This is a genomic window from Rhizobium binae (assembly GCF_017357225.1).
Lineage (GTDB): Bacteria > Pseudomonadota > Alphaproteobacteria > Rhizobiales > Rhizobiaceae > Rhizobium > Rhizobium binae.
Genome location: NZ_CP071604.1, coordinates 1215158 through 1241299, shown reverse-complemented (window position 1 = coordinate 1241299; position 26142 = coordinate 1215158). Strand labels below are relative to the sequence as shown.

The 26142-nt window shown below is 61.5% G+C and carries 26 protein-coding genes; 12 read left to right on the top strand and 14 right to left on the bottom strand.

The genetic code is table 11. The features are described 5' to 3' along the window. Positions 1-6: 6 nt before the first annotated feature. The 5 genes from J2J99_RS06010 to J2J99_RS05990 form a co-directional block, all read right to left on the bottom strand. Positions 7-786, bottom strand: a complete 780-nt coding sequence (locus J2J99_RS06010; protein WP_168294372.1) for a class I SAM-dependent methyltransferase — start codon at positions 784-786, stop codon at positions 7-9. A 161-nt stretch (positions 787-947) separates the two neighbouring features. Next, positions 948-1943 (bottom strand): NAD(P)H-quinone oxidoreductase, encoded by a 996-nt coding sequence (locus J2J99_RS06005; RefSeq protein ID WP_168294373.1) that lies wholly within the window; start codon positions 1941-1943, stop codon positions 948-950. Positions 1944-2018: 75 nt separating this feature from the next. Continuing rightward, positions 2019-3836, bottom strand: a complete 1818-nt coding sequence (locus J2J99_RS06000) for a GGDEF domain-containing protein (RefSeq protein ID WP_205918544.1) — start codon at positions 3834-3836, stop codon at positions 2019-2021. Between the two features lie 157 nt (positions 3837-3993). Further along, positions 3994-4230: a ribbon-helix-helix domain-containing protein gene (locus J2J99_RS05995; protein ID WP_168294374.1), complete on the bottom strand. Its 237-nt coding sequence runs from the start codon at positions 4228-4230 to the stop codon at positions 3994-3996. Between the two features lie 217 nt (positions 4231-4447). Then, positions 4448-4996: an HdeD family acid-resistance protein gene (locus J2J99_RS05990; protein ID WP_168294375.1), complete on the bottom strand. Its 549-nt coding sequence runs from the start codon at positions 4994-4996 to the stop codon at positions 4448-4450. Between the two features lie 139 nt (positions 4997-5135). Between J2J99_RS05990 and betI the strand changes: the two genes are divergently transcribed. The 4 genes from betI (at position 5136) to J2J99_RS05970 (ending at position 9589) form a co-directional block, all read left to right on the top strand. After that, entirely contained in the window at positions 5136-5771 is a 636-nt protein-coding gene (betI, locus tag J2J99_RS05985) for a transcriptional regulator BetI (RefSeq protein WP_246763152.1), read from the top strand. Between the two features lies 1 nt (position 5772). Further along, on the top strand, positions 5773-7236 hold the full coding sequence (gene betB, locus J2J99_RS05980) for a betaine-aldehyde dehydrogenase (RefSeq protein ID WP_168294376.1): 1464 nt from the start codon (positions 5773-5775) through the stop codon (positions 7234-7236). A 184-nt stretch (positions 7237-7420) separates the two neighbouring features. Next, positions 7421-9073, top strand: coding sequence for a choline dehydrogenase (gene betA / locus J2J99_RS05975; RefSeq protein ID WP_168294377.1), 1653 nt, complete (start codon positions 7421-7423; stop codon positions 9071-9073). A 78-nt stretch (positions 9074-9151) separates the two neighbouring features. Beyond that, complete coding sequence (locus J2J99_RS05970) at positions 9152-9589, top strand: VOC family protein (protein WP_168294378.1); 438 nt, start codon at positions 9152-9154, stop codon at positions 9587-9589. A 15-nt stretch (positions 9590-9604) separates the two neighbouring features. Here the strand turns inward: J2J99_RS05970 and J2J99_RS05965 are convergent, their stop codons facing one another. The 3 genes from J2J99_RS05965 to J2J99_RS05955 all read right to left on the bottom strand — a co-directional run bounded on the left by J2J99_RS05965 (position 9605) and on the right by J2J99_RS05955 (position 11419). Beyond that, the gene (locus J2J99_RS05965) at positions 9605-10012 is read right to left on the bottom strand and encodes a helix-turn-helix domain-containing protein (RefSeq protein WP_168294379.1); all 408 of its coding nucleotides are present in this window, start codon (positions 10010-10012) and stop codon (positions 9605-9607) included. A gap of 4 nt (positions 10013-10016) precedes the next feature. Further along, positions 10017-10304 (bottom strand): type II toxin-antitoxin system HigB family toxin, encoded by a 288-nt coding sequence (locus J2J99_RS05960; RefSeq protein WP_168294380.1) that lies wholly within the window; start codon positions 10302-10304, stop codon positions 10017-10019. Between the two features lie 254 nt (positions 10305-10558). Next, positions 10559-11419: a LysR family transcriptional regulator gene (locus tag J2J99_RS05955; RefSeq protein WP_246638626.1), complete on the bottom strand. Its 861-nt coding sequence runs from the start codon at positions 11417-11419 to the stop codon at positions 10559-10561. A 154-nt stretch (positions 11420-11573) separates the two neighbouring features. Between J2J99_RS05955 and J2J99_RS05950 the strand changes: the two genes are divergently transcribed. Continuing rightward, positions 11574-12335, top strand: coding sequence for an SDR family NAD(P)-dependent oxidoreductase (locus J2J99_RS05950; RefSeq protein ID WP_168294435.1), 762 nt, complete (start codon positions 11574-11576; stop codon positions 12333-12335). Positions 12336-12405: 70 nt separating this feature from the next. Here J2J99_RS05950 and J2J99_RS05945 read toward each other — a convergent pair whose 3' ends face one another. Further along, on the bottom strand, positions 12406-12852 hold the full coding sequence (locus J2J99_RS05945; protein WP_168294382.1) for an RrF2 family transcriptional regulator: 447 nt from the start codon (positions 12850-12852) through the stop codon (positions 12406-12408). 425 nt (positions 12853-13277) lie between these two features. Here J2J99_RS05945 and J2J99_RS05940 point away from each other — a divergent pair, with 425 nt between their 5' ends. The 3 genes from J2J99_RS05940 to cysN all read left to right on the top strand — a co-directional run bounded on the left by J2J99_RS05940 (position 13278) and on the right by cysN (position 16603). Continuing rightward, on the top strand, positions 13278-14036 hold the full coding sequence (locus J2J99_RS05940) for a phosphoadenylyl-sulfate reductase (RefSeq protein WP_168294383.1): 759 nt from the start codon (positions 13278-13280) through the stop codon (positions 14034-14036). 115 nt (positions 14037-14151) lie between these two features. After that, on the top strand, positions 14152-15105 hold the full coding sequence (cysD, locus tag J2J99_RS05935; protein ID WP_088396810.1) for a sulfate adenylyltransferase subunit CysD: 954 nt from the start codon (positions 14152-14154) through the stop codon (positions 15103-15105). Between the two features lies 1 nt (position 15106). Then, on the top strand, positions 15107-16603 hold the full coding sequence (gene cysN, locus J2J99_RS05930) for a sulfate adenylyltransferase subunit CysN (protein WP_168294384.1): 1497 nt from the start codon (positions 15107-15109) through the stop codon (positions 16601-16603). A 6-nt stretch (positions 16604-16609) separates the two neighbouring features. On the opposite strand, the gene J2J99_RS05925 is transcribed toward cysN, so the two are convergent. The 3 genes from J2J99_RS05925 to J2J99_RS05915 all read right to left on the bottom strand — a co-directional run bounded on the left by J2J99_RS05925 (position 16610) and on the right by J2J99_RS05915 (position 19340). Continuing rightward, positions 16610-16870 (bottom strand): response regulator, encoded by a 261-nt coding sequence (locus J2J99_RS05925; protein WP_168294385.1) that lies wholly within the window; start codon positions 16868-16870, stop codon positions 16610-16612. Positions 16871-16876: 6 nt separating this feature from the next. Continuing rightward, a complete protein-coding gene (locus tag J2J99_RS05920) occupies positions 16877-18013 on the bottom strand; it encodes an HWE histidine kinase domain-containing protein (RefSeq protein WP_343229138.1) in 1137 nt (378 codons plus the stop codon). A gap of 436 nt (positions 18014-18449) precedes the next feature. Further along, entirely contained in the window at positions 18450-19340 is an 891-nt protein-coding gene (locus J2J99_RS05915; protein ID WP_205918545.1) for a DMT family transporter, read from the bottom strand. Positions 19341-19444: 104 nt separating this feature from the next. Here J2J99_RS05915 and J2J99_RS05910 point away from each other — a divergent pair, with 104 nt between their 5' ends. Next, the gene (locus J2J99_RS05910) at positions 19445-20005 is read left to right on the top strand and encodes a TetR/AcrR family transcriptional regulator (protein ID WP_246735312.1); all 561 of its coding nucleotides are present in this window, start codon (positions 19445-19447) and stop codon (positions 20003-20005) included. A 494-nt stretch (positions 20006-20499) separates the two neighbouring features. Next, positions 20500-21141 carry a peroxiredoxin-like family protein gene (locus tag J2J99_RS05905; protein WP_168294387.1) on the top strand — a complete coding sequence of 214 codons (642 nt, stop codon included), beginning with the start codon at positions 20500-20502 and terminating at the stop codon, positions 21139-21141. Between the two features lie 163 nt (positions 21142-21304). On the opposite strand, the gene J2J99_RS33895 is transcribed toward J2J99_RS05905, so the two are convergent. Then, the gene (locus J2J99_RS33895; RefSeq protein ID WP_246735321.1) at positions 21305-21574 is read right to left on the bottom strand and encodes a hypothetical protein; all 270 of its coding nucleotides are present in this window, start codon (positions 21572-21574) and stop codon (positions 21305-21307) included. On the opposite strand from J2J99_RS33895, the gene J2J99_RS05900 reads away from it, so the two are divergent. Next, positions 21531-23543, top strand: a complete 2013-nt coding sequence (locus tag J2J99_RS05900) for a PBP1A family penicillin-binding protein (protein WP_425526058.1) — start codon at positions 21531-21533, stop codon at positions 23541-23543. The two genes, J2J99_RS33895 and J2J99_RS05900, sit on opposite strands and share 44 nt — an antisense overlap. A 133-nt stretch (positions 23544-23676) precedes the next feature. Here the strand turns inward: J2J99_RS05900 and J2J99_RS05895 are convergent, their stop codons facing one another. After that, entirely contained in the window at positions 23677-24588 is a 912-nt protein-coding gene (locus J2J99_RS05895; protein WP_246735313.1) for an AraC family transcriptional regulator, read from the bottom strand. A gap of 157 nt (positions 24589-24745) precedes the next feature. Between J2J99_RS05895 and J2J99_RS05890 the strand changes: the two genes are divergently transcribed. Continuing rightward, on the top strand, positions 24746-25705 hold the full coding sequence (locus J2J99_RS05890) for an aldo/keto reductase (RefSeq protein WP_168294389.1): 960 nt from the start codon (positions 24746-24748) through the stop codon (positions 25703-25705). Positions 25706-26142 lie beyond the last annotated feature (437 nt).

The following is a 26142-nucleotide window of genomic DNA, read 5'->3' as shown; positions in this document are numbered from 1 at the left end:
GATCTTTCAGGCGACGTTGCGCTCCGGTTCCGGAGCCTGCTGGACGGCCTGTTGCTTGACGCCGAGATAGAGGATGGAGTTGCTGCCGATGCCATAGGTCTCGCACACCTCGGGCGTCAGGAAATCGGTGACGGGAATCCGCTGGACACCCAAACCGGCGCGCTGGATCACATCTATAAAGCCGGACCTTGAGAAGAGACGCACATGGTCGTCCTGGCCGAAATGCGCCCAGCGGCCTTCTGGCGTCGTCACCTCGGGATTCTCGTAGGTGTGCTCGATCGACAGGCAGATCGGCGCCATCAGGATGGCGACGCTGTCCTGCTTCAGGACTCGGCGGATTTCGGCCGTGGCACGCACTGGATCCTCGACGTGTTCGAGCACATGCGAGCAAAGCACGAAGTCGAAGCTCTCGTCTGCGTACGGCAGGTTATGAATGTCCGCTTTGTCGTCTGCCTCGGGCAAATGCATGTCGCAGCTGCGGTAGAAGACATGCGGGTGGCTCTTGAGCCAGAAGGTCAAGGCGCGGCCAGGCGCAATGTCCAGGAAGCGGACGGGCTGCGCCTGGTTGAGGCGCTGGAATACCGGCGTCAGGAATAGCGCGAAGAGCCTGTCGCGATCGGTCGAATGACAATTGGGACAGCTATAGGCCTGATGGTTGATCGTCTCGAATTCATGCAGGCCATAGGGAAAGCCGTGCTCCACCGCCTTGTCGACGTAGTAGCGTGGAAGCGGTACGAAATGCGGAATTCTGCTGCGGCAGATGGGACAGGCGTGGAATAGAGCCATTGTATCCTCGTAGGGACCGTACAACGCGCAAGCAACGCCACATCAAGATGCGCAGTTTCGCGGGCCGGGTTTCGATCAGACAGCTGTTCAACGATCCCGGAGACTCACAAACGGCCAGGATCGCCGCCACCTTGCGCGCCAATGCTGGTCCGAAACTGACGTCAGACGGTGAGCACGATCTTGCCGATATGGCTGCCGGCTTCCATCAGGCGATGCGCCTCGGCAACCTCTTCGAAGGCAAGGATCTTGTGGATGACTGGAGCGACGGCGCCGGCCTCCAGCAGCGGCCAGACCTCGGCGAGCAGGTCGTCGCGGATGGCGCGTTTTTCCTCGGCCGTGCGCGGGCGCATGGTGGAGCCGGTGACCGTCAGCCGCTTGACCATGATCGGCGACAGATTGACCTTTTCGGCAACGGCGCCGCCGAGGAAGGCGATGATCGACAGGCAACCGTCTTTGGCGAGCAAGGCGAGGTTGCGCTCGAAATAGGCGGCGCCGATCATATCGAGGATGATATCGACGCCCTGGCCGGTCTCGGCCTTGATCACCTCGGCAAAATCCTCGCTCCGATAGTTGATCGCGCGTTTGGCGCCGAGCCTTTCGCAGGCCTCGCATTTCTCAGGTGAGCCGGCCGTCGCGTAGACCTCGGCGCCGAAGGCGCGGGCGAGCTGGATCGCCGTCGTGCCGATGCCGCTGGTGCCGCCGTGGATCAGCACCGTCTCGCCCTCGGTCAGCCCGGCCATCTGGAAGAGATTGGCCCAGACGGTGAAGAAGGTTTCGGGAAGAGCTGCGGCCTGCACCGCGTCATAGCCCCTCGGGAAGGGCAGGATCTGGCCTGCCGGCAGCAGGCAATATTCGGCATAGGCGCCGCCATTGGCAAGGCCGCAGACCTTGTCGCCGACGGCATGATCGCTGACACCAGGACCGACGGCTACGATTTCACCTGCCAGCTCCAGACCGAGGATCGGGCTCGCATCCTTGGGCGGCGGATAGCTGCCCTGGCGCTGGGCAATATCGGGGCGGTTGACGCCGATCGCCTCGGCGCGCACCAGCACCTGACCCTCTCCGGGCAGCGGCAGCGGGCCGCTGCCGATCACCATCACCTCCGGCCCGCCGAAGGACTTGAGATCGACGAAACGCATTTCCTGAGGCAATGGCATGGTGCGATCCTCCCTGATCCAACAGGGAATTAAATCAGCATCGCCGGCTTGGAAAGGTTGGAAGCGGCAAGGGCGTCAATTCGCCTCGCCCAGGACCTGGAAGGCGAGGCCCTCCTCGCTCTCCTTGGCGGCCGATTTGATGACGGCGATCTCGGCGCTGACGCGGTTGATATCGTCGATGACGAGGCCTTCCGGCAGTTCGAGCACGCCGATCGAGCAGCGCATCAGCGGGAACAGGGCTTCGGCGCCGGTGCGGTCGTGGCCGCGGATTCGGCCGGCGGTGCGGTGCTCTTCAGAATAGAGGTCGAGCACGTCGTCGTAGAAATCGCTGATCAGCCGGTCGAGGATCTCGGTCAGCTCCCCCTGGGTCCAGCCGACGACGCCGATGAAGAAATCGTCGCCGCCGACATGGCCGAGGAAATGTCGCTCGGCGAAGAAATAGCGGCGGATCAGCGCGGCAAACAGCGAGATCGCATGGTCGCCGAGATGGAAGCCGTAGGCATCGTTGAACGGCTTGAAATTGTCGAAGTCGCAATAGCAGAAATGGCGGAGCTCATCGCCGTCGCGGCCGGACTGGCGCATGAAATCGCGGATGGCGCGATTGCCCGGCAGGCCGGTCAGCGGGTTCTGGTCCTGGGCGGTCTTCAGCTGCTTCTCGTTGATGACCTTGATCAGCGAGGCGGCAGAGACAACGCCGGCATAGCGCATATTGTCGGTCAGGATCAGGCAGTTGCTGCCTTCCATATTGGCGAAGATCGCCATCAGCTGCTCGGCATCGCTGTCGAGGCCGACGATCGGCGCCATCTCGACGAAATGCGAAATGCTGCGCTCGTACATCTTGTTCTTCAGCAGATCGCGGCCGAAGGGCTGGTAGATATATTCCTTGAGGTGATGCTCGTGGATGATGCCGCGCGGCTCGCTGTTGGCATTGAGCACCGGAAAAAAGGCCTGGCGCGGATTGCGGCGGAAAAGCTCGAAGACGCTGTCGATGCTGTCGTTTTCGTAGACCGTCGGCAGCAGCTCGATCTGCTTGCGGATGAGGATCTCGTCGAGCGACTGGCTGGCGCGCTTGCTTTTCCCGAGCTCCTGCAGATGCGGGAAGGAGGGCGCCAGCTCGGAGATGTGCGTCGTCGGCCGCGAGATGAACCAACCCTGGACGAGATCGACGCCATATTCGCGGCAGGCGATGAATTCGGCCTCGGTCTCGATGCCCTCTGCAATAACGCGGGTGCCGAGCACATGGGCGATATTGACGATGCTCTTCAGAAGATGGCGCTTGCGCGGGCTACGGTCGACCTCGGCAACGAAATGGCGGTCGATCTTCAGATAATCGACCGCATGATCGCACAGCAGTTTCATTTCGCCGTGCCCGACGCCGAAATCGTCGATCGCCAGCTTGAAGCCGGCCTTGCGCAGCTTCAATACCAGGGCTGAAAATTCCGGCACGCTGGTATTGTCGAAACGCTCGGAGAATTCGAAACAGATCGAAGACGGTGGGATATTCGCGGTCCTCAGATGCTGCAGCAGGTTTTCGACCAGCCGTTCGCCATGCGGGATGAGGCGGACGTCGAGATTGAGGAACAGCGTCGAGGTGGAGAAGTTCGACAGCGTCGCGAACTTGGCGAGCGCGCGGCTCGCCAGCATCTGTTCGAGCTGCAGCAACTGGCCGGCCTCATGGGCCTGATCGAGAATGTCAGCCGGCGTATCATAGCCGATGCGCTCCTGGCCGCGCATGAGGGACTCGTAACCGAACACCGTGCCGGTGCCGGCCTCGACGATCGGCTGGAAGGCGTTCTCGACCACGAGCTTGGCGAGGGTGACGATCTGATCGCTGGCATAACGGCGCAGGACGCCAGGCTCGACGGGGGCAGCCAGGGATGTGCCGGTTTTCATCTCGGCCAAGCTCCGCTGTGATTTGTTCTTCTTGAGCCAGGACCATGCGGCAGAAGGATCAATGAACCCTTTCGCCAGTGTGAAAGTTTTGTGAAAGACGCGAACCACCACCGCGCGTTCCGCGTTTATTCGAATTACCCTATACAATCAAAGTTGTTCAGGCGGAGCGACGGCGCTGCGCCTCATGATCGGCGAACATGTCGGCGACGCATCTGCCGCCCGAGATCTCGTCATCGAGGAGATCGGCCTTGATTTCGCCGAGCTTTCGCGCGCTATCCCAGAGGCGGAGCGCCTCGCGGACGACCTCGCTGCTCGAGGCGTAACCGCCATTGTCGACGGCGGCACGGATGCCCGCTGCCTGTTGCGGAGAGATGGAAACGGTGACCATCGGCATGAACTTCCTCCCTTTTTTTATTCAGGCAGAACCCTGCCTTTGGGGGACGCATGACCATTTTCGGCATTCGCCAATACCGCCGGTGCGCTGGCGCATCAACGAGAAGATGGCCCGCATGTTCGGGCCGACCCTTAATCCTTAAAGTTTAATCCCCTCTCGCGACCTTGTCAAAAAGGAAACGACCGGCAAGAGGGACGAGCAATGCTCTCGCTCGATTTCAACTGCGCAATCCAAGGCCAACGGCGATCATCGTCCATCCCTGGACGATCAGATCGAAGGCCAGGAACAGACCGAGGATCCAGAGGCTGTTTACCGGCCAGCCCAGTGCGATGATAAAGCCGGCGAGCGCCGTTATGACGCCGCTTGCAGCGATCCAGCGCCAGCCCTTGAGCGGTCGCATGCGCATCCCGACCCAGACACGGAATATGCCGGCCACCAGCAGCGCAATGGCAAGAAACAGGGTCAAGGCCGCCGAGGTGAAGATGGGATTGACGAAGGCGCAGATGCCGGCAAGCACGTAAAGCACGCCGCTCAGAGCCCAGAAGAGCACCTGATCCCAACGGCGCACCTGAAAAGCGTGGACGAGATAGATGACGCCGCCAGCCAGCATGAGCATGCCGACGTAAAAGACCGAAACGACGGTCGCCATCAGCAGATTGCTGAGAGCGATGAGGCCGCAGATAAGAAGCAGGACCCCGAGGCCGAGGAACCATGCCCATTTCGACCGCAGAGAGGATTCGGGCATATCATTGAAGACGCTGGTCATAGCACACCTCCTGATCATTTGAATATGTTGCCCCAGATCTTCCGGAAAAGATGTGAGCCAAATCAATTCGGCGAAGATTTTTGTTGATTGATCAGTCAATCAAAAATAACATAGGCGGCGTTTACAGGAGGTAGTGGGCGTGCCGAAGGTCGGAATGGAGCCGTTGCGCCGCAAAGCGCTCGTCGATGCGGCGCTGCGGGTGATCGGCGATCACGGCTCGCTGGCCGTCACCATGTCCGATATCGCCCGCCAGGCCGGCGTCTCGCCGGCCCTTGCGCACCACTATTTCGGCAGCAAGGAGCAATTGCTGATCGAGACGATCCGCTCGCTGCTTCGGCAGCTGCGCCACGATACGGTGGCGGCGCTGAAGGAGGCGCGCACGCCACGCGAGCGGCTTTCGGCCGTCATCCGCGTCAGCTTCCATGCCGACCAGTTCGCGCCCGACACGATTGCCGCCTGGCTTGCCTTTTACGCCGAAGCGCAGCGTTCGGAGGAGACGCGCCGCTTCCTGGTGATCTATGCCCGCCGGCTGCGCTCCAACCTGCTCGCCGATCTCAAGGCGCTGCTGCCGGCCGACGCCGCAGAACGCATCGCCGAGGGCGCTGCGGCGATGATCGACGGGCTTTATATCAGGCAAAGTCTGAAATCGGCGCCGATCGGGATCGAAGCCTCGATCGCGCTGACGGAAGACTATCTGAGCGCGCTGCTCGCCGCCACCTCCCCTTCTGCCCAGGGGAAAAGAAACGACCACATCGAACGCTCCAAGGACAAGTGACATGAAAGCCCAGCCGAAAGCCTCTCACTTCATCGATGGCGAATATGTCGAGGATAGCGACGGCACTGTCATCGAGAGCCTTTATCCTGCCACCGGCGAGGTGATCGCCCGGCTGCATGCGGCAACGCCTGCGATCGTCGAACAGGCGATCGCGGCGGCCAAACGCGCCCAGCCGGAATGGGCGGCGATGAGCCCGATGGCACGCGGCCGCATCTTGAAGCGCGCCGCCGAGATCATGCGCGAGCGCAACCGCGAGCTTTCCGAACTGGAAACGCTCGATACCGGCAAGCCGATCCAGGAGACGATCGTCGCCGACCCGACGTCGGGCGCAGACGCCTTCGAGTTCTTCGGCGGCGTCGCGCCGGCCGGCCTCAACGGTTCGCATATCCCGCTCGGCCAGGATTTTGCCTATACCAAGCGTGTCCCCCTCGGCGTCTGTGTCGGCATCGGCGCCTGGAACTATCCGCAGCAGATCGCCTGCTGGAAAGGTGCGCCGGCGCTGATCTCAGGCAATTCCATGGTGTTCAAGCCGTCGGAAAACACACCGCTCGGCGCCCTGAAGATCGCCGAGATCCTGCACGAGGCGGGGTTGCCGAAGGGGCTCTTCAACGTCATCCAGGGCGACCGCGATACTGGGCCGCTGCTCGTCAACCATCCCGGTGTCGCCAAGGTGTCGCTGACCGGATCGGTGCCAACAGGGCGCCGGGTGGCGGCGGCTGCGGCCGGCAACCTCAAGCATGTGACGATGGAGCTCGGCGGCAAGTCGCCGCTCATCGTCTTCGATGACGCCGATCTCGATTCGGCGGTCGGCGGGGCCATGCTCGGCAATTTCTATTCGACCGGCCAGGTCTGCTCGAACGGCACCCGCGTCTTCGTGCAGAAGGGGATCAAGACGGAGTTCCTGAAGCGGCTGAAGGCGCGCACCGAGGCGATGCTGATCGGCGACCCGATGGACGAGGCGACGCAGATCGGCCCGATGGTCTCCTGGGCGCAGCGCGAGAAGGTGATCGCCTACATCGAGAAGGGCAAGGCCGAGGGCGCGACGCTCGTTGCCGGCGGCGGCATTCCGAACAACGTCTCCGGCGAAGGCTATTACGTGCAGCCGACGGTGTTTGCCGACGTCACCGACGACATGACCATCGCCCGCGAGGAGATCTTCGGGCCCGTCATGTCGGTGCTCGATTTCGACGATGAGGACGAGGTGATCGGCCGCGCCAACGCCAGCGAATTCGGGCTGTCGGGGGGCGTCTTCACCGCCGACCTCACCCGCGCCCACCGCGTCGTCGACCGGCTGGAGGCCGGCACGCTCTGGATCAACACATACAATCTCTGCCCGGTCGAGATCCCCTTCGGCGGCTCGAAACAATCCGGCTTCGGCCGCGAGAATTCACTCGCCGCGCTGGAGCATTATTCCGAGTTGAAGACGGTTTACGTCGGCATGGGGCCGGTGGCGGCGCCTTATTGAAGAGCATTTGCCTCCGCCCCTGCCCCTCACCCTAACCCTCTCCCCGTAAGAACGGGGAGAGGGGACGTGCCAAACCAGAGGAGCAAGGGATCGGAGAGGTCGCGGCATGTCCCTTCTCCCCGCAAGCGGGGAGAAGCTGGCGGCAGCCGGATGAGGGGCAGGCACTTTCAAGGAAAGCAAGAAGATGCAACAAGCAGATTTCGTCATCATCGGCTCGGGCTCGGCGGGGTCCGCCCTCGCCTATCGCCTGTCGGAAGACGGCAAGAATTCCGTTCTCGTCATCGAGGCAGGCGGCAGCGATTTCGGGCCGTTCATCCAGATGCCGGCGGCCCTTGCCTGGCCGATGAGCATGAAGCGCTACAATTGGGGTTATCTGTCCGAGCCGGAGCCCCACCTCAACAACCGGCGCATCACCGCGCCGCGCGGCAAGGTGATCGGCGGCTCCTCCTCGATCAACGGCATGGTCTATGTGCGCGGCCATGCGGAAGACTTCAACCGCTGGGAGGAGCTTGGCGCCAGCGGCTGGGCCTATGCCGACGTTCTGCCCTATTTCAAGCGGATGGAACATTCGCATGGCGGCGAGGAAGGCTGGCGCGGCACCGACGGCCCGCTGCATGTCCAGCGCGGCGGCTTCACCAATCCACTGTTCCGGGCCTTCATCGAGGCCGGCAAGCAGGCGGGTTTCGAGACGACGGAGGACTATAACGGCAGCAAGCAGGAAGGCTTCGGTCTGATGGAGCAGACCATCTTTGCCGGCCGCCGCTGGTCTGCCGCCAACGCCTATCTGAAGCCGGCGCTGAAGCGGGACAATGTCGGCATCGTCTATGGCCTGGCGCGAAAGATCGTGATCGAGGAAGGCCGGGCGACCGGCGTCGAGATCGAGCGCGGCGGCAAGGTGGAGGTGATCAAGGCGACGCGCGAGGTGATCGTCTCGGCCTCCTCTTTCAATTCGCCGAAGCTTCTGATGCTGTCGGGCATCGGCCCGGGCCAGCATCTCAACGACATGGGCATTGCGGTGAAGGCCGACCGGCCGGGAGTCGGCGCCAATTTGCAGGACCATATGGAGTTCTACTTCCAGCAGGTAAGCACCAAGCCGGTGTCGCTCTACTCCTGGCTGCCCTGGTTCTGGCAGGGCGTTGCGGGCGCGCAATGGCTGCTGTCGAAGGGCGGGCTCGGCGCTTCCAACCAGTTCGAGGCCTGCGCCTTCCTGCGGTCCGCCCCCGGCCTGAAGCAGCCCGACATTCAGTATCATTTCCTGCCGGTGGCGATCAGCTATGACGGCAAGGCAGCCGCCAAAAGCCATGGTTTCCAGGTGCATGTCGGCTACAACCTGTCGAAATCGCGCGGCAGCGTGACGCTGCGCTCGCCCGACCCCAAGGCCGAGCCGGTGCTGCGCTTCAACTATATGAGCCATCCAGAGGATTGGCAGAAATTCCGCCACTGCGTGCGGCTGACCCGCGAGATCTTCGGGCAGACGGCCTTCGACGCCTATCGCGGTCCGGAGATCCAGCCGGGTGAAGGCGTGCAGAGCGACGAAGAGATCGACGCCTTCCTGCGCGAACATCTGGAAAGCGCCTATCACCCCTGCGGCACCTGCAAGATGGGCGCCAAGGACGATCCGATGGCGGTGGTCGATCCGCAGACCCGGGTGATCGGCGTCGATGGATTACGCGTCGCCGACAGCTCGATCTTCCCGCATGTCACCTACGGCAACCTGAACGGCCCCTCGATCATGACCGGCGAGAAGGCCGCCGACCACATCCTCGGCAAGCACCCGCTGGCGCGCTCGAACCAGGAGCCCTGGGTCAATCCGAGGGCGGCGGTCAGCGATCGGTGATGGCGGACCTGATCAAGCGTCCGTTGTCAGATCAGGCGGCACCTTGTAGGCTCGGGCGACAGCTTGGAGATTGGCAGCATGGCGCTCAAGCGGATGGACAATGTCGGGATCGTCGTCGAAGACCTCGCAGCGGCGATTGATTTCTATCGCGAACTCGGCCTCGAACTCGAAGGGCAGGCGACGATCGAAGGCGAATGGGCCGGACGTGTCACAGGGCTGGGCGATCAGCATGTCGAGATCGCCATGCTGCGCACGCCGGATGGACACAGCCGGCTCGAGCTCTCCCGCTTTATCAAGCCGGATGTCGTCGCAGATCACCGCAACGCCCCGGTCAATGCCCTCGGCTATCTCCGCGCCATGTTCACCGTCGACGACATCGACGAGACGCTCGAAAGGCTCCGCCGCCGCGGCGCAGAGCTCGTCGGCGAAGTCGTGCGGTATAAGGATGCCTATCGGCTCTGCTACATCCGTGGTCCTGAAGGGCTGCTCATCGGACTTGCCCAGGAACTCGGCTGAGCCCATCAGGGTCTGTCAGAGCGAGAGAAATGCTGATGCAGGCAGAAGAAATCGCTCGCTCAGCGCGCGCGCCTGCCTAAGATTGATTTGCCGTTTCCCGCTGAGAATCTCGGAGACAACAGACTGAGCGCCGACTTCCGGCACCTCGGACTGGCTGAGACCCCGCTCCTCCATTATATAACGAAGGGCATCGGCTCCGGTCACGGGCGGCATCGGCCGGTTCTGCTCGTCATAGGCCTCAACAAGGTCCGCCATGCGAGACGCAAGCAAGGCCAAAGGATGATCGTCATCGTCACCCACTTCGGCGAGAATCTCATCAAGCTGCCCCACCAGACGATCATACTCGGCCTCATTGGCCGGCATAGCAAGAAGAGGAGCCACATGTGTCCAGTGCTCGCTTACGAGTTTTACAAGTGCGCTCATCGGCCTAACCCTTCCATACTCCTTTGTCATATTCCGCGTGATCCATAATCCGCTGAATATAGACTTTCTTGAATTTGTAATGCACCACCGCGATCAGGCGGATCTTATTGCTACCAATGTCGAATACGTGATGCTGTCCGACTTTATCTGTTGCCGGAAACAATGATTTCATGTCGGCGAAGTCTGTCGGCTCCGCCGATTTCATCAGTCGATACCAAGTATCCAGAGCATTGGCCGCTTGAGGCCATCGGTCTTTCGCCTCCCAGATCTTTTTCTGTGTGATGACGTGCATAGACCGAAATAGCGTCCATCTCATTTTGCTATGTCAAATGTAGCGCAATCGCACCACTATAGCAAGTTGCTATAAAATTGCTTCACGCATGGCGGTTCGATGATCGGCTACATCACCTCGCGGCTCGTGTGGCGCGAGCCGCTCTATCACGGTCTCTCGCGCATCTTCATCGCCGCCTCGATCAGAGCCAGGTGCGCCAGCGAACTGCAGGAAAGCTGATCGTGCCACCAGAGGCGTGACTGCATCGATTGCGGTCACTCGGCAGGACGGTTTGTCGGGCTCTCTGGCTCTGCTGCGAACTCCGAAATGACGAAGGAGATGATGCTTCGCACGCGTGGGGTCATGCGCCGATCCCGGTGATAAACGAGCGACATAGGCCGCTCACGCAGATGCCAATCGGGGAAGAGCTGGACAAGAAGGCCGGCCCGGATATCCGAAGCCAGCAGGATGGCTGGCTGCATGACGATACCCAAACCGGCACGAGCGGCCATGCGCACGGCTTGGCCGCTGTTGACGCTGATCGGCAGTCTGGGCACGACCTCGACCTCCTCCTTGCCTTTCGAAAGCCTCCACGGCGAGCGTACTGCCGGGGTAAAGCCGATGGTCTCGTGGCCGGAAAGCGCGCTTGGATGGGCAGGATTTCCATGTCGAGCGAGGTAATCCGGTGACGCGCAAATCATCATTCGATAGGGAGCCAGCCGACGCGCGATGAGGCGGCTGTCGGGCAGGTCTCCGATGCGGATCGCGATGTCAAAACCTTCGTCGACGATATCGACGTTGCGGTCGGTCAAGGTGATATCCAGCATCACTTCAGGGGCGATCTTTCGATAGCGCGGTAAAGCCGGCATCAACACCTCCGCCCCGAAAGTCGTCGGCGCCGTGACCTTCAAGAGACCACGCGGCTTCGTCTGTGATGCCTCGGCGTCCTGATCCGCAATGGCCACGCGCTCCAGAATGTCCCGGCACTGCTCGAGGTAGCTCTTGCCGAAATCTGTCAGGCTCTGCCGGCGCGTGGTTCTGTTGAGGAGGCGGGTACCGAGCCGTTCCTCCAATGCGGCCACGTGTTGCCCGACCATTGCCGGCGATATGCCGAGCTTGCCCGATGCTGCGCTCATCGAGCCTTCCTGCACCGTTGTTACAAACACCTGCATCGAGCGAAAGAGACCCATTCGATAATCCTGCTTTTAAATGATTGCGTATTTTCTCCAATTATCATGAGGCAATGCTCGAATTACAACCGCCTCGATGCAATCATCCAAGGAGCAAGACATGATGCAAACCCGGTTCATCGGCAAAACGGTTCTCATTACAGGTGCTGGAACGGGGATGGGGCGGGCTGCCGCCCTTCGCCTGGCAGCGGAAGGAGCCCAACTCGTCCTCGTCGGACGCCGCCCCGAGCCGATCAATCGACTGCTGTCGGAGATCGAGGCATCGGGCGGTGCGGCCATCGCAATTGCCGGGGATATCGCCGACAATGAAGCAGTCGCGGCGATTGTCGATAAGACGATCGCACGCTTCGGACGGCTGGATGCGGTCTTCGCCAATGCCGGAGTTCTCGGCGAATTCAAACCATTGGCGGTGACTGATGCAGACGATCTCGACGCGCTGATCGACACCAATCTCAAGGGCACCTTCTTCACGATCAAACACTGCCTGCCCGTCCTGCAAGGCGGCAGCATTCTCATCAACGCTTCGTGGACAGCTGCCGGGGTAATGCCGGGCGCGGGGGCCTATGCCAGCACAAAGGGGGCGTTGCTCGCGATGATGCGAACCCTGGCAGTGGAGCAAGGCGCTCGCAACATCCGGATCAATGCCATCAATCCCGGGATTATTCTCACACCGATGGCGGATGATGTTATCGATCCGGCGTTTGCCGCAAGGCTAGCCGCCCACACACCGCTTCGGCGAAATGGAACGTCAGAGGATATCGCAGGTACCGTCGCTTGGTTGCTTTCCCATGATGCCGACTTCGTCACTGGGCAAGAAATCACCGTCGATGGCGGCTATACGATTGGAGGTCTCCGCCCATAGGTGGAGATACCTGCCTCGCTTGCGCGCAACAGACGCGCGGCAGCACCGGGGAAAGCCGGCGGATAGCAGGTCAGGCAAGCAGGCGGGTGACTTCGGCGCCATGCCCTGGGCCGACGGCATCGGCAATGGTCGTCGAGAACAGCACCTTGCGGGTGGCGTCGGCGACCTTGGCGAAGACGTGGCGGATTTCGCACGTCTGTTCGCCGTCGCAATCGTCGCATTTGCGGTAGGCGGTGATCGACAGGCACGGCAGCGGCGCGATCGGTCCGTCGATGATGCGCAGGATTTCGCCGAAGGTGATCGTGTGGGCGGGCTTCAGCAGGAGATAACCGCCCTGCTTGCCGCGGCGGCTGACGACGATGCCGTGATGTTTCAGGTCGAGCAGGATCTGTTCGAGGAACTTTTTCGGGATCTTCTGCTGGGCGGCGATATCCGAAATCATCACCGGTTCGTCGGCATGGGCATCCGCCAGAACCGTCAGCGCCCGCAGCGCATATTTCGCCTTTTGCGTAATCATCTCAGACCGTCGACACACACACAGGCGGCGCGCATTGCCGCGCCGCTTCACGAGTACATTCGCCTCTATGGCACAACCAGCATGAACGGAATTTGAACGCGCTAGAGAAAGCCTTGAGGGACAAGCATTTCTGGCCGCGTTTTTCACGCTCGGCCAAGCCCTTGCAATCTACGCCAAATCCCCGCCTTCCGCACCTTTTTCGCCATCACTTCAGATTTCGAATTGACAGGCTGCGTGTAACTCTACTATTTTTGTAGACATTCAAGCTGCTGGCGGCGGGTCTTTGACCTCGGGCGGCTGTTTTTTTGCGTTGCGGCAGCTTCGGAGAGATATTTGCTCCTGGGGCCGCAGCTTTCGAAATCCCTTTTTCTGTGCGATGCACGTGGGAACTGCGATACTCCTGCTCAACAAAGGACAGGATTCCCATGACTGTTGACAATACGATTGCGGAAGAACGACCGATTGCGGACGCTAAGGCGCTGAACGACACGCTTGCGGGTCTCGGCCTTGCCGGGCGTCTGTCGCTGGTGGCGGGCCTTGGCGGGCGCGTGGTCTTCACCACCTCGCTCGGCATCGAGGACCAGGTGATCACCGCCGAGATCGGCACGCACCGCCTGCCGATCGACATCGCGACGCTTGAGACCGGCCGGCTGTTTGCCGAGACACTGTCGCTGATAGACGAGACCGAAGCCCAATACGACATCCACATCCAGCGCTTCACCCCCGAAAAGGCCGATATCGACGCCTATGCGGCAAAATACGGCCTCAACGGCTTCTACGAAAGCGTCGAGGCAAGGCATGCCTGTTGCGGCGTGCGCAAGCTGAAGCCGCTTGCGCGCGCACTCGAAGGCGCAACCATCTGGATCACCGGCCTGCGCCGCGGGCAATCGGCCAACCGCGCCGAGACGCCCTTTGCCGAATATGACGCAGAACGGCACCTCATGAAGGTCAATCCGCTGGCCGATTGGGACATCGAGGCGATCAAGGCCTTCGTTTCCGACAACGGCGTGCCGGTCAATCCGCTGCATGCCCGCGGCTATCCCTCGATCGGCTGTGAGCCGTGCACACGGGCGATCAAGCCCGGCGAGCCGGAGCGCGCCGGCCGCTGGTGGTGGGAGCAGGACGAGAAGCGCGAATGCGGCCTGCATGTCGCCGAAGAGGCCTCGGTGATCGCCGCGCAATAATCAACCCTCACGGCTTTCCCAATCAGGGCGCGGCGACCGCCGCAGCCTTTGGGGAAGCCAACATCTTGGAATTGTTTGCCGGTAGCCGCAAACGACCGACAGCCTGGAGTAACACATGCCCGATAGCCGTCCGGATACGGAACTCAGCAACCCGCAGAGCGCTAAGGCGCCGCTCGACCCGCATCTGAAGGCGCTGGAGAACGAATCCATCCATATCTTCCGCGAGGTTGCGGCCGAATTCGAGCGTCCCGTCATGCTCTATTCGATCGGCAAGGATTCCTCGGTGCTGCTGCATCTGGCGCGCAAGGCCTTCTATCCCGGCCGCGTGCCCTTCCCGCTCCTGCACGTCAACACCGGCTGGAAATTCCGGGAGATGATCGCCTTCCGCGACGAGACCGCGAAGAAGTACGATCTCGACCTGATCGAGCACATCAATCCGCGCGGTGCGGCCGAAAACATCACGCCCTTCACCCATGGTTCGGCCGCCTTCACCGACATCATGAAGACCGAGAGCCTGCGCCAGGCGCTCGATGCCGGCCAGTTCGACGCCGCTTTCGGCGGCGCGCGCCGCGACGAGGAAGCCAGCCGCGCCAAGGAGCGCATCTATTCCTTCCGCACGCCCGACCATCGCTGGGATCCGCGCAACCAGCGGCCGGAACTGTGGAACATCTATAACGGCATGATCCGCAAGGGCGAAAGCGTGCGCGCCTTCCCGTTGTCGAACTGGACCGAGGTGGATATCTGGCGCTACATCCAGGCCGAGGACATTCCGCTCGTTCCGCTCTACTACGCCAAGAAGCGCAAATTCGTCGAGCGTGACGGCATGATGATCCTTGCCGAGGATCCGCGGCTCGAACTTTTGCCCGGCGAAGTGCGCCAGGAAGGCATGATCCGTTTCCGCACGCTCGGCGACTTCCCGCTGACCGGCGCCATCCGCTCGCAGGCGACCACGCTGGAAGAGGTGATCGCCGAACTCGAAATCGCAACTGTGTCCGAACGCCAGGGCCGCGCCATCGACCGCGACCAGTCCGGCTCCATGGAAAAGAAGAAGCGTGAAGGATATTTCTGAGATGACCGCAGCCAACACCGCCGTCTCGGCCGCAATCGCCGTCAGCCTGCCCGCGGCCGAGCCGCAGAAGGCTCAGCGCGACTCGCGCCCGCTGCGCCTCATCACCTGCGGCAGCGTCGATGACGGCAAGTCGACGCTCATCGGCCGCCTGCTCTGGGACACCAAGGCGGTCAAGGAAGACCAGGCCGCCACGCTGCAGCGCGATTCCACCGGCAAGCAGAACGATCTCGGCCTGCCCGATTTCGCGCTGCTGCTCGACGGCCTGCAGGCCGAGCGCGAACAGGGCATCACCATCGACGTCGCCTATCGCTATTTCTCGACCGACAAGCGCTCCTTCATCGTCGCCGACACGCCCGGCCACGAGCAGTATACCCGCAACATGGCGACCGGCGCTTCGACCGCCGATCTCGCCATCCTGCTCGTCGACGCGCGCTTCGGCATCCTGGAGCAGACGCGCCGTCATGCGACGATCGCCTCGCTGCTCGGCATCAGGCAGTTCGTGCTCGCCGTCAACAAGATCGACCTGACGGGCTACGACCGCGCCGGTTTCGAGAAGATCAGCCACGAATTCCGCGAATTCGCGCTGTCGCTCGGCGTCAAGCAGATCACCGCCATTCCGATGTCGGCGCTGAAGGGCGAAAACGTCGTCTATTCCGGCCAGGCCGCCATGCCCTGGTACAGCGGCCCGACGCTGGTGGAGACGCTGGAACTTGCCACCGTGCGCTCGTCGCAGACGGTTGGCTTCCGCCTCTCCGTGCAGCGTGTGTCGCGTCCGGGCGAAAGCTTCCGCGGCTATCAGGGCACGGTTGCCGGCGGCTCGGTCAAGCCGGGCGACAGCGTAATGATCCTGCCGTCCGGCATGGTCGCCAATGTCTCCAAGATCGTCACCTTCGATCTCGTGCGCAACGCCGCGGTTGCCGGCGACGCGATCACGCTGGTGCTCGACCGCCAGGTCGACGTGGCGCGCGGCGACATGATCGTCTCGATCGATGCCCAGCCGCAGGTCGGCCTTTCTTTCGACGCCCAGATCGTCGCCCTCCAGCCCGAGGGCATCGAGCCCGGCAAACGCTACTGGCTGAAGAGCGGGTCGCGCCGCCAGCGCGTCCAGGTGCAGCCGCTCAGCCAGCTCGAATTGAAGACCGGCACGTGGAACGCCGCCCAGCGGCTCTACATGAACGCGATCGGCAAGGTGCGCCTTGCCTTCGACGAGGCGGCGATCTTCGACCCCTACGAGCAGAACCGGCAGTCCGGCTCCTTCATCCTGATCGATCCGGAGACCAACAATACGGTCGCCGGCGGCATGGTGACGGGCAAGCGCACCGAACTCGGCGGCCTGCACAATGGCGATGCCCGCGTCATCCTCTCGCTGCCGGCCGATCTCGCCGAGCAGATCATGGCGAGCGAACTCTTCGCCAGCCGCAGCCATGAGGCCGAGGTGCGCCGGATGACGGCGGCCGAGGCCGCCGAGCTGTGGTCGAGCGCCGCCAGCGATATCTGATCGGGATCAAGGGGCCGGCCAGACCGGCCTCTTATCCGCGGCTACCGGGGTCGCTCTTGTCCCGGCGAGATGAACGTCAAGAACAGCGACGTCCGGTCGCTCCTGCTGCAAAAGATCGAGGGCGTGCTCGTTGGATGACACCGGGCCAAGCACCCGCAATCCAGCAGCACTCAGTTTGCGTCGGAGCTCATGGGCGATGAAGAACTCGTCCTCGACGACGAGGATCGTGGTCTCGCCTTCTGCCCTGGCGTCGACACTATCGCTCACATGACCTCACATCGGGATCTTGATCGTTGCGGTGAAACCACTGGGAGGATAGCTGAGTTCCACGCTTCCACCCACGTGGCCGGCGAGGCCTTCGATCAGTTCTGTCCCATAGCCCGTGCGGGCGGCCTCATGAATACGCGGCCCTGCTTCCTCGCGCCACTGGCATGCGAGCAGCGTCCGATCCCGCGGACCTTCCAACTCCCAGGTCACCCGTATCTTTCCGCCGGGTACCGAGGCAGCTCCGTGCTTTAACGCGTTCGTGCCGAGCTCGTGCAGGATCATGCTGACCGGAAGAATCTTTGAACCTCGAATTTCTACGGAAGGCCCAGAGCATTCGAGCCGTCCCGAGATCGTCGGACCGACCGCGTCTCTCAGCAACGTCTCCAATTCAGCCGAGCCGCCAACGGCGGCAACTTCCTGAGCTCGAAAGGTGATATCCAGCCTTCCAAGCAACGCTTCCTTGAAACTTGCCACAGCTGGATCGTCGGCCCGGGTGTTCTTGACCACCGACTGAACGACGGCCGAGAGGTTTTTCAGCCGATGCCGCATCTCGGCGACGAGGAAGTCCATCTCCGCATCGTGGCGCTGGCGCTCCGTCACGTCGTCGAAGATGACCAGGATGTTGGGGCTGTTGCCATCCGGATGAACGAGGCGGCGGGCATCGACAAGAAAGGTCCGCCGGCCGATTGTCGGGAAATCATGCTTCACTTCATAACCGATGACGGCGGCCGCCCTTGGGATCACGGAGGCTATGAGCTGCCGAAGCTCCGGAATGTCCCATTGCCCATTGCCAAGCCGGAAGAAGCTTTGCGACAGGATATCGTCCCGCTCGACTTCGAAAGCCTTGATGAACGCGTGGTTTGCGGTCGTGACACAAAAATTCTGATCCAGGACGACAACAGGCTGGGTCATCGTGTCGACAATGCCCTGCGCCTGTACGTGCCCGGTCTTCATCAGGCGATACAAATCTTCCAGCAACATAGACGCAGCCCCTCCTCGCAGCACGCTTAACGAGTCGATATTATCGCAGCCCCACTGCCAGGAACTCCCAACAGCCAAGCCCCTGCGTCTAAAGTAATCTTTTCTACATGGCTGACAATGTCCGCCAGGTGGCGGCCCGGTCAAGCGGGGCGACAGCGTCATGATCCTGCCCTGGGCATGGTCGCCAACTTCTCCAGGATCGTCACCTTCGTTCTCGGATTCCGCCCAACTCGGGCCATCTCGGCCGACGTCCGGCCCAAGCGCTTAGAGCCTTTCCGGGCTAGATTGAATCATTCTGTTGGCTCAAGCGGAGTCGGATGGTCGACCGGCCGGCGCGCGTCGTAGCCCAGCCCTACGGCCAAGCCGGCCGGTCGATCAGCCGGCCCGTTTCAGCCAACCCTCCCGCAGATTTGCTCGGCAAATCTGCAAGACTGCAGAATCGCCGGACGCACTTATCGCTTAGCCACGGCGAAGCGGTGCGGCCGGTGGGCCGGGCATGTTTCCGCCAGGATCAGAGGCGATCGGCTCGGACGTACCTGGGGGTATGCCCATCGCCAATCGCCTTTGCCCTGACGAAATCCTGCTCCGGCAGAATGCTTCAATCTAACCCGGAGAGGCTCTGGCCGGCGGCAACAGCAGTCGTTCGATCCGACGCGAGGTACCATAAGACGGCTGCCAGAACGACCGCGCCTCCAACAAGGACCGGCAGCGAAATCTGTTCATCATAGAAGAGCCAGACCCACACTGGCCCAAGCACCACGTCGAGCATGGAGAGCAGCCCGGCCTCTCCAGAACCGACGCGACGCGACCCGAGGAGCAGAAGGATATAACCTATGCCCGTCGTGAACACCCCATAGAGCGCACAGGCAAGAAGCTGCTGCGGGATGAGTATCTCGAAATGCATCAGTGGCAACGCGATGCACAGGCAAGCGAGAGCCGCAAAGGCCGTCATCATCGTCGTGTCCATCTCGGGAAAGCGCCTGGCGATAACGATCTGGGTGGCGCACCCTGTCGTCATAGCGAAGGCGCACAGGATACCCAGCACATCCCGAGCCGACACGGCCGCGCCGACCGAGATAGCCACGCCGACGAAGGCCGCACCGCCGGCGGCGACGAAACGATAGGTCACACGGTCCCGAAGCCACAAGAAGGCGATACCTGTCGCGATGAAAGGCAAGGTGGCGTACACCGTCATCACAGTGGCGACCGTCGTCCACTGAAGGGATGCGATATAGGTGATGGCAGCGAATGCCGAGACAACGGAGGCTGCGACGCCCGGCATCCCGTAGGTACTAAGCCGCGGCTTGCCAACCCTTCTCTGGACGATCAGGAAAGCTCCAAGCGTCACGAAGGAGAAGGCTGACCGCCAGGCGACCATCGACCAGACATCCATGTCGGCCATGCGCACGAACAGGCCTGCGGTACTCCACATGAGCGCCGACGCGATGACCAGATAAATCCCCGTACGACGCTCCCGTGATAAGGTCATGACAAATTGCTCCGTGCAGGTATGATGTATATTCAATCTTGTAGACGATCGGTCTAGTTATGAATATTCAATCTGCGACGCGCACGCGTCTCCTTTCCGAAGGCATGCGACAGTTGCTCGCCCATGGGTACGACGGCGTCGGGATCGGGCCGATCTTGAAGGCCGTCGATGTCCCGAAGGGATCGTTCTACTACTTCTTCCAGAGCAAGGACGATTTCATCGTCGCGATCATCGAGGCCTATGAAGCCAAGTACAGCATGATCAGGAAGGCGCTGTTCTCGGACACGTCGCGCCGCCCGCTGGCCCGTCTCGACGCTTATTTCGAAATGCTCGAACAGGAGCTGATACGAGACGCACCCTATGCAGGGTGCCTCTATGGGGTACTCGCTCAAACGGCGGCAGGACGAAGCGCCTTCGTACTTGATGCGCTGGCCACCTCATTTGATCGCTGGGAACGGAGCATCGCAGAACTGTTGTCCATTGCTCAACAGGAAGGCGACATCGCGACGGGGGAGGACATAGCCGATCTCGCCGCATGCATCGTCGAGGCCTACGAAGGAGCGCTCATCCGGGTGAAGGTGAAGGGCGACATGCCAGCGTTTACCCGCTTCCGGAACAAAGGCCTCAAGAGGCTAACCCTGCGAGCCGCGTCGAGCGCCTGCTAAGCCTGGTGCCGACCGCTCCTGGCCATCGTCGACTCGCGTCGCTAGAGTATCCGTTTTGATCAAGCGGCTTTTGGTGTCCATTTTTGGTTTTTCCGCAGGAGTGTGTTTGCCAGCAGGATGATCTTTCGCATGATGGCTGTGATGGCGACCTTCGGCGATATCGGCAGCGCCGCCGGCGTGGTCTTGGGCAGAGAGCCGGCATGCGGCTCTCGTGCTGACTGCGGCGGACGAGTGGTTGGCTTCAAAAGACCGACACAGAGAATTGCGCTGGGTACACCTTACGGCCGCCCAAAAATATCAGAATTTTGCAGAAACGGGCTTTTTCAAACCACGATTCGCTGTTTAGCGCTTGCCCGCGGGCCAATGTGAGACCATTTTGGATGGGATGCTGGCGGTGCGGTAAGACGAGAGGTCATGCCTTGCAGCGCTTAATTTCGACGCCTCGACTTAACGTGGCGCTTTTCTCGACTGATCCTCGAGCGAGGAGGTTGTTCATGTCCACGCGCTCTGTCGACCATCCCCTGCAACCGGGCGACCGCGTCCCGAACGTCGTGCTTGATGCGATCTCGCGCGAGGGGAAGATCGCACTCGATGATTTTCGTGGCCGCAGCCCGTTGTTGATCGGTTTGTTTCGAGGCCTGCATTGCCCGTTCTGCCGGCGCCATGTCGCTGCCATGGCATATCTGAACCCGATGCTGCGCGAGAAAGGCGTCCAATCCCTCGCTGTGGTCAACACCCCGGTCGAACGCGCGCGGCTCTATTTCCGTTACCATCCGATACCCGATCTTCTTGCCGCTTCCGACCCGGTACGGGCTTCGCACCAAGCCTTCGGCTTACGCGAGGTCGGGATCGATACGGTCATGGCGATCCGGATCGATCTTCCGGGCGAGTTGCCCGAGCCTATGAGCGTGGTGGCGATGGACGATTTTCTCAACGAGAAGGAAGGATATCAGATTACGGAAGCCGATCAGCAGATGATCACTGCCGACCACGGGCAGCTTGTCGGTCAGTTCCTCATCGACCGGGAGGGCATCGTCCGCTGGAGCTACACGGAAGTTCTGGAGGCCGGGCTCAAGACATTCAAGTCACCGAATTCCCAAGAATTGATCTCGGTCGCTTCCCAGATCGCACTTTAAGCTGTCATTGTCATGAGAGCAGTCCGTTGGGGCTTTTTGCGGTAGAACGCGCGGCATCCCCCGGCTATAAAGCGCATGCTGCGCGGCCTTTTTAGCGGTAACCGATGCCCAACTCTCCCGAAACCTCAGGTGAAAGCATTAGCAGTTCGAGTTCGGGCCGCCATCAGAAGCTGGATTCGCCAGCGCAAGCGGCCGCCTCGGATTCGCCAGGAACCACCCAGGCCGACGACGCGAAGCCGCCCCACGGATCTTTCGACCAGACCAGGCAGGCCGCCAGAACCCTGTTGCGTGCGATACGCCAGGATGTGCAGGCAAGTTCTGCCTTGGCGAAGATCAAGGCGGCCGCATTGTCCTGGAGGGCGAAGCTGGGCAAGTCGGCGCGGCCTGGAATGATGTCAACTCCCCTGACATGGATGACGACTGCTTCGGCCAAAGTGGGGCGCCGAATTCGCGATCGGCGCTCAAAGCCGCGTGAAAGTCGACAGAGCGCATCGCGCATCGCCGGATGGCGGAAATTCGCTTTTGGTTCGGCCCTTCTTGTCTGCCTCCTCGTCGCAATCGTGCTGGTCTGGGCCCTGAAAGACGTGCCCTGGAGCGAAATCCGGGATGGAACGTTAAAGCCGGTCGTCGTGCTGGAAACCGCGGACGGTGCGCCGCTGGTCAGACAGGGACCTTATCAAGGGCCCTATGCCCGATACGACCAGTTTCCGCCCTATCTGATCGATGCCGTCCTCTCAATCGAGGATCGCCGGTTCATGGATCATTTCGGCATCGACCCCAGGGGCATCGTCAGGGCGTTTCTGCGCAACCTGGAGGCCGGCTCGGTGGTGGAAGGCGGCAGCACCATCACCCAGCAGCTCATCAAGCTGCAATATCTCGACAGCGACCGAACCATAAAACGAAAGATCCAGGAGGTCGTCATCGCGTTCTGGCTGGAGTGGAAGCTCGGCAAGGCGGAAATCCTGACGCGCTATCTCAATAGCGTCTATCTTGGCGCCGGCGCCACCGGCATGCCTGCCGCCGCGCGGATCTATTTCAACAAGGATATCGGCGACCTCAACCTGCCGGAGTCGGCGATGCTGGCGGGATTGCTGCGGGCGCCGAGCCAATGGAACCCGATCGACAATTTCGAAGGCGCCCGGCAGCGCACCATGGTCGTTCTCGACGCGATGGCGGCCAATGGCAAGATCACCGCGCCACAGGCGGCGGAGGCCAAAGGTAGCTTTGCCAGGCTGCATCCAACGACACCGACGCCGCGCTCGGGAAGCTGGTTTGCAGACTGGATTTCACCGCAGGCGAGCGAGATCGCCGGGTCCTCGCCGGGTTCGACGACGGTGCGCACGACGCTGGTGCCGCAGTTGCAGCAGAGCGCCGAACGGATCGTGAAAAAAGCCCTGGACGGTGAGGGAAAGACGGTCGGCGCATCGCAAGCCGCCCTGGTTGCGATGACGCCGGACGGCGCGGTCGTGGCGATGGTCGGCGGGCGCGACTACAAGGCGAGCCAGTTCAACCGTGCCGTCACGGCGATGCGCCAGCCGGGCTCCACCTTCAAGCTGTTCGTTTATTATGCAGCCTTGAAGGCCGGGCTCACCTTGTCCGACCGGGTTCTGGACGCGCCGATCGAAATCGACGGCTGGTCGCCGGAAAATTCCGGCGGCAACTATAGTGGGTGGGTCACGCTTGCCGAGGCGTTCGCGCGATCGCTCAATGCCGCATCGGTGGCGCTTGCCGAAGAGGTAGGCCTCGACAATGTGATTGCCGCCGCACGCGAACTCGGCATCGATGCGCCACTGGCCAACACGCCGTCCCTGGCGCTTGGCACCTCCGAAGTCAATCTGCTCAACCTCACCAGCGCCTATGCCTCCGTCCAGCTCGGCAGGGCACCGGTCAAGCCCTGGGGCATCATCGACTTCCAGGCGGCAGGGCAGCCCAAGACATTTCGCGTTGGCTCACAGTCAAAACCGGATGTCGATCTTTCGCCCTACCAGTCCGATCTCCTCGGGCTCCTGCAGATGGTGGTCGAGCGCGGCACCGGACGGGGCGCGGATCCCGGCACCTTTGCGGCCGGCAAGACCGGCACCAGCCAGGACAATCGGGATGCCTGGTTCGTCGGCTTCACGGACTCGCTCGTCGTCGGCGTTTGGGTCGGCAATGACGATGATGCGCCGATGAAGGGAGTGACGGGCGGCGGCCTGCCGGCGCATATCTGGCGGGACTTCATGCGCGAGGCGACGAGCGAGCCAACGCTGAACGGTGTGCGATCGGCCGAAGCGGCAGATGATGGTCAAGGCGCACCGCCGTCCTGCAACATCAGCGCCTGCTCGCGCAGTTACCGCTCCTTCCGGCCGTCCGATTGTACCTATCAGCCCTATTCCGGCGGCCGGCGGCTCTGCGAAAAGTGATGCGGCTGCAAAGGGGTGGTCAGCCTCGCCGGATGAGCTCGGTGATTGGAGCAGAATGGGCACCCGGCCCTAGGTGCCGGGGATGGCGATGGCGCGGACCAATCGCTGACGGGAAGATCTCTTAAATCCTGAATCAAGCGACCACTGCTAAGGCAGGCGAAGCGCGCAAGCGGGCTATGTCGCGCGCGGGTGGCTCTCCAAAGTGGCGGCGATATTCGCGACTGAACTGCGTTGGGCTTTCGTAACCTACGCGGAGGGCGGCGGTCGTAACATCGATGTCCTGCAGCAACATCAGACTGCGCGCCTCCTGCAGTCTGAGCTGTTTCTGGAATTGTAGTGGCGTCATCGCCGTCACGGCGCGAAAATGCTCATGCAAGCTCGACGGACTCATGCCTGTTTCCGCGGCAAGTCGCTCGATGCTGAGCCGTTCCCGGAAGTTCTGGCCGATCCACGCAATGGCGCGGCCGATCTGCGCCACTCGTCCCTGGCTTGAGGTGATGTGGCGCATTCTGATACCGTCTGGCCCGGCAAGCAGATGATAGATGATTTCCTGTTCGGCAAGAGGTCCGAGCACGGGCAGCGCCGCCGGATCGTCAAGCAGGCGCAGCAGACGGAGCGTCGCGTCAAGCAGACCAGGACCGGCATCGGACACCGTCTTGCCTATCGGAGGAGATGGCGTTCCTGGCGGCGGCGGCACGCGCGCTGCCAGGTCCCCTAGCATAATCGGATCGAAATCGAGGTATAGGCAGAGATAGGGGTTGTCAGGCGTCGCCTCGACCACATGCCCTATCGCTGGAAGGTCATGAGTCACGATTCCATAGCGTCCCGGTGAATATCTGAATATGTGATCGCCCATCGTTACGTCCTTGCGCCCCTGCGCGACGAGGCATAGTTGCGGCCGGTACACACTCGGCATCGGCATCGTCAACGTGGAGGATCGAACAAGTGTCGCGCGTTCGATGGAGGTGGCGTGGAAGCCATCCTTCGAGACGTGCCGGGCTATGAGAGCGGCGATTTCGTTCAGTGTCTTCATGAAATCAACCATTGCACCCACGCCGCGGGGCGGCAAGGTGAACTCACCGCTCTTCTGGAGGATTGGGCAGGAATTCCGGCGCATCAGGCTAACGGTCGGCACCATCTTGCAACACAGTGCCTGCTGCGGGTCACAGCGAAGTTGGCCGGAGAGCAGGCATGGAGCACATATGACAATCGAGAATCTGAAGATCCCCACGGTTGCGCTGGGCACCTGGGCTTGGGGCGACAGCGGCGAGACCGGCGACGGCTACTTTGGCAGCGGCCTCACTCGGGCCGATTTGGAAGAGTTAGCTGACAGGGCACACGCGGCCGGGTTCACCCTATGGGACACCGCCATTGTGTATGGCATGGGCCGCTCCGAGACCGTGCTTGGAGAAGTCCTGAAGCGCTATGCCCGCAACGACTACCTACTCTCCACGAAGTTCACCCCGCAGGCCGCAGGAGGCGGCGAGGATCCGATGGCCGACATGCTGGAGCAGAGCCTGGGGCGCCTCGGGACCGACTACGTCGATCTCTACTGGATTCACAACCCAACGGATGTGGCCCGATGGACGCCTCGCCTCATTCCATTGCTGAAGAGCGGGAAGGTCAAGCATGTCGGCGTCTCCAATCACAATCTGGTTGAAATCAAGCTCGCCGACCAGATCCTCGGCGAAGCCGGGTTCCGGGTCGAAGCCATCCAGAATCACTATAGCCTCCTCTACCGCAGCTCCGAGGATGCTGGCATCCTCGACCATTGCCGCAATCAGGGCATCCCGTTCTTCGCCTATATGGTTCTCGAACAGGGTGCCTTGAGCGGCAAGTACAGTCCGGAGAACCCGCTGCCGCAAGGTACAAACCGGGCGCAGGCCTATAATGATATGCTGCCCCGGTTGACGGCGCTGACGGACAAACTCGCCTCGATTGGACGGAGCCAGGATGCGGCTGTCCCCGATGTCGCCGTGGCGTGGGCTATCGCCAAGGGCACGACGCCGATCATCGGCGTCACGAAGGCCAGCTATATCGATGGTCTGGTTCGGGCCAGCCGCATAAAACTCACCAGCGACGAGATCGCCGAGTTGGAAGCCCTTGCTGACGCCGCTAACGTGAACACCCGTGGCTGGTGGGAAAAGGAGATGCAGGGCTGACGTCTTGCCGTTATCTCCTTTCTGAACAGGTCGGCTGCGGTCAAATCGCAATTGCATCATATCAGCAACTTCGAGAGCGGCCGCCGGCCTGCTGTCACCCAGAAAGGATTCGGGCGATTACACTATTCGCCCCCTATGGCTGCTAGCTGGCGATTGCCATCTGGGCGACGTCAGTGCCGAGGTTGATGCGCGAATTTCGGAACAGGCTCAAGTGGGTGTGTGGCTGTTGCGCCTAACGACGAGCTGAGTAGTATTCAGTCCTGGCGCCTAGCTCAGGATGTCGTGCTGAAAGCGGATGGCTATGATCTGATCGCTAAGTAACTTCAACAATATAATTGCTTCTTTCAAGTTGAGCGGAAATATGGGCGACTCCAAGATTATATTTCCCACGCCAGATGAAATCAACGATGCGTTTTCATACATAAAACAAAACGCAC

Excerpts from the sequence above, each read along its gene's own strand:
- J2J99_RS05905 (WP_168294387.1), top strand. The coding sequence starts at position 20,500 with ATGTCCACGCGCTCTGTCGACCATCCCCTGCAACCGGGCGACCGCGTC.
- J2J99_RS05940 (WP_168294383.1), top strand. The coding sequence starts at position 13,278 with ATGACTGTTGACAATACGATTGCGGAAGAACGACCGATTGCGGACGCT.
- cysN (WP_168294384.1), top strand. The coding sequence starts at position 15,107 with ATGACCGCAGCCAACACCGCCGTCTCGGCCGCAATCGCCGTCAGCCTG.
- J2J99_RS06000 (WP_205918544.1), bottom strand. The coding sequence starts at position 3,836 with ATGAAAACCGGCACATCCCTGGCTGCCCCCGTCGAGCCTGGCGTCCTG.
- J2J99_RS05900 (WP_425526058.1), top strand. The coding sequence starts at position 21,531 with ATGATGTCAACTCCCCTGACATGGATGACGACTGCTTCGGCCAAAGTG.
- J2J99_RS06010 (WP_168294372.1), bottom strand. The coding sequence starts at position 786 with ATGGCTCTATTCCACGCCTGTCCCATCTGCCGCAGCAGAATTCCGCAT.
- betA (WP_168294377.1), top strand. The coding sequence starts at position 7,421 with ATGCAACAAGCAGATTTCGTCATCATCGGCTCGGGCTCGGCGGGGTCC.
- J2J99_RS06005 (WP_168294373.1), bottom strand. The coding sequence starts at position 1,943 with ATGCCATTGCCTCAGGAAATGCGTTTCGTCGATCTCAAGTCCTTCGGC.
- J2J99_RS05895 (WP_246735313.1), bottom strand. The coding sequence starts at position 24,588 with ATGGTTGATTTCATGAAGACACTGAACGAAATCGCCGCTCTCATAGCC.
- J2J99_RS05945 (WP_168294382.1), bottom strand. The coding sequence starts at position 12,852 with ATGATTACGCAAAAGGCGAAATATGCGCTGCGGGCGCTGACGGTTCTG.
- J2J99_RS05910 (WP_246735312.1), top strand. The coding sequence starts at position 19,445 with ATGCGACAGTTGCTCGCCCATGGGTACGACGGCGTCGGGATCGGGCCG.
- J2J99_RS05990 (WP_168294375.1), bottom strand. The coding sequence starts at position 4,996 with ATGACCAGCGTCTTCAATGATATGCCCGAATCCTCTCTGCGGTCGAAA.
- betB (WP_168294376.1), top strand. The coding sequence starts at position 5,773 with ATGAAAGCCCAGCCGAAAGCCTCTCACTTCATCGATGGCGAATATGTC.
- J2J99_RS05965 (WP_168294379.1), bottom strand. The coding sequence starts at position 10,012 with ATGAGCGCACTTGTAAAACTCGTAAGCGAGCACTGGACACATGTGGCT.
- J2J99_RS05970 (WP_168294378.1), top strand. The coding sequence starts at position 9,152 with ATGGCGCTCAAGCGGATGGACAATGTCGGGATCGTCGTCGAAGACCTC.
- J2J99_RS05950 (WP_168294435.1), top strand. The coding sequence starts at position 11,574 with ATGATGCAAACCCGGTTCATCGGCAAAACGGTTCTCATTACAGGTGCT.
- J2J99_RS05960 (WP_168294380.1), bottom strand. The coding sequence starts at position 10,304 with ATGCACGTCATCACACAGAAAAAGATCTGGGAGGCGAAAGACCGATGG.
- J2J99_RS05920 (WP_343229138.1), bottom strand. The coding sequence starts at position 18,013 with ATGACGCTGTCGCCCCGCTTGACCGGGCCGCCACCTGGCGGACATTGT.
- J2J99_RS05890 (WP_168294389.1), top strand. The coding sequence starts at position 24,746 with ATGACAATCGAGAATCTGAAGATCCCCACGGTTGCGCTGGGCACCTGG.
- cysD (WP_088396810.1), top strand. The coding sequence starts at position 14,152 with ATGCCCGATAGCCGTCCGGATACGGAACTCAGCAACCCGCAGAGCGCT.
- J2J99_RS05995 (WP_168294374.1), bottom strand. The coding sequence starts at position 4,230 with ATGCCGATGGTCACCGTTTCCATCTCTCCGCAACAGGCAGCGGGCATC.
- J2J99_RS05955 (WP_246638626.1), bottom strand. The coding sequence starts at position 11,419 with ATGAGCGCAGCATCGGGCAAGCTCGGCATATCGCCGGCAATGGTCGGG.
- J2J99_RS05915 (WP_205918545.1), bottom strand. The coding sequence starts at position 19,340 with ATGACCTTATCACGGGAGCGTCGTACGGGGATTTATCTGGTCATCGCG.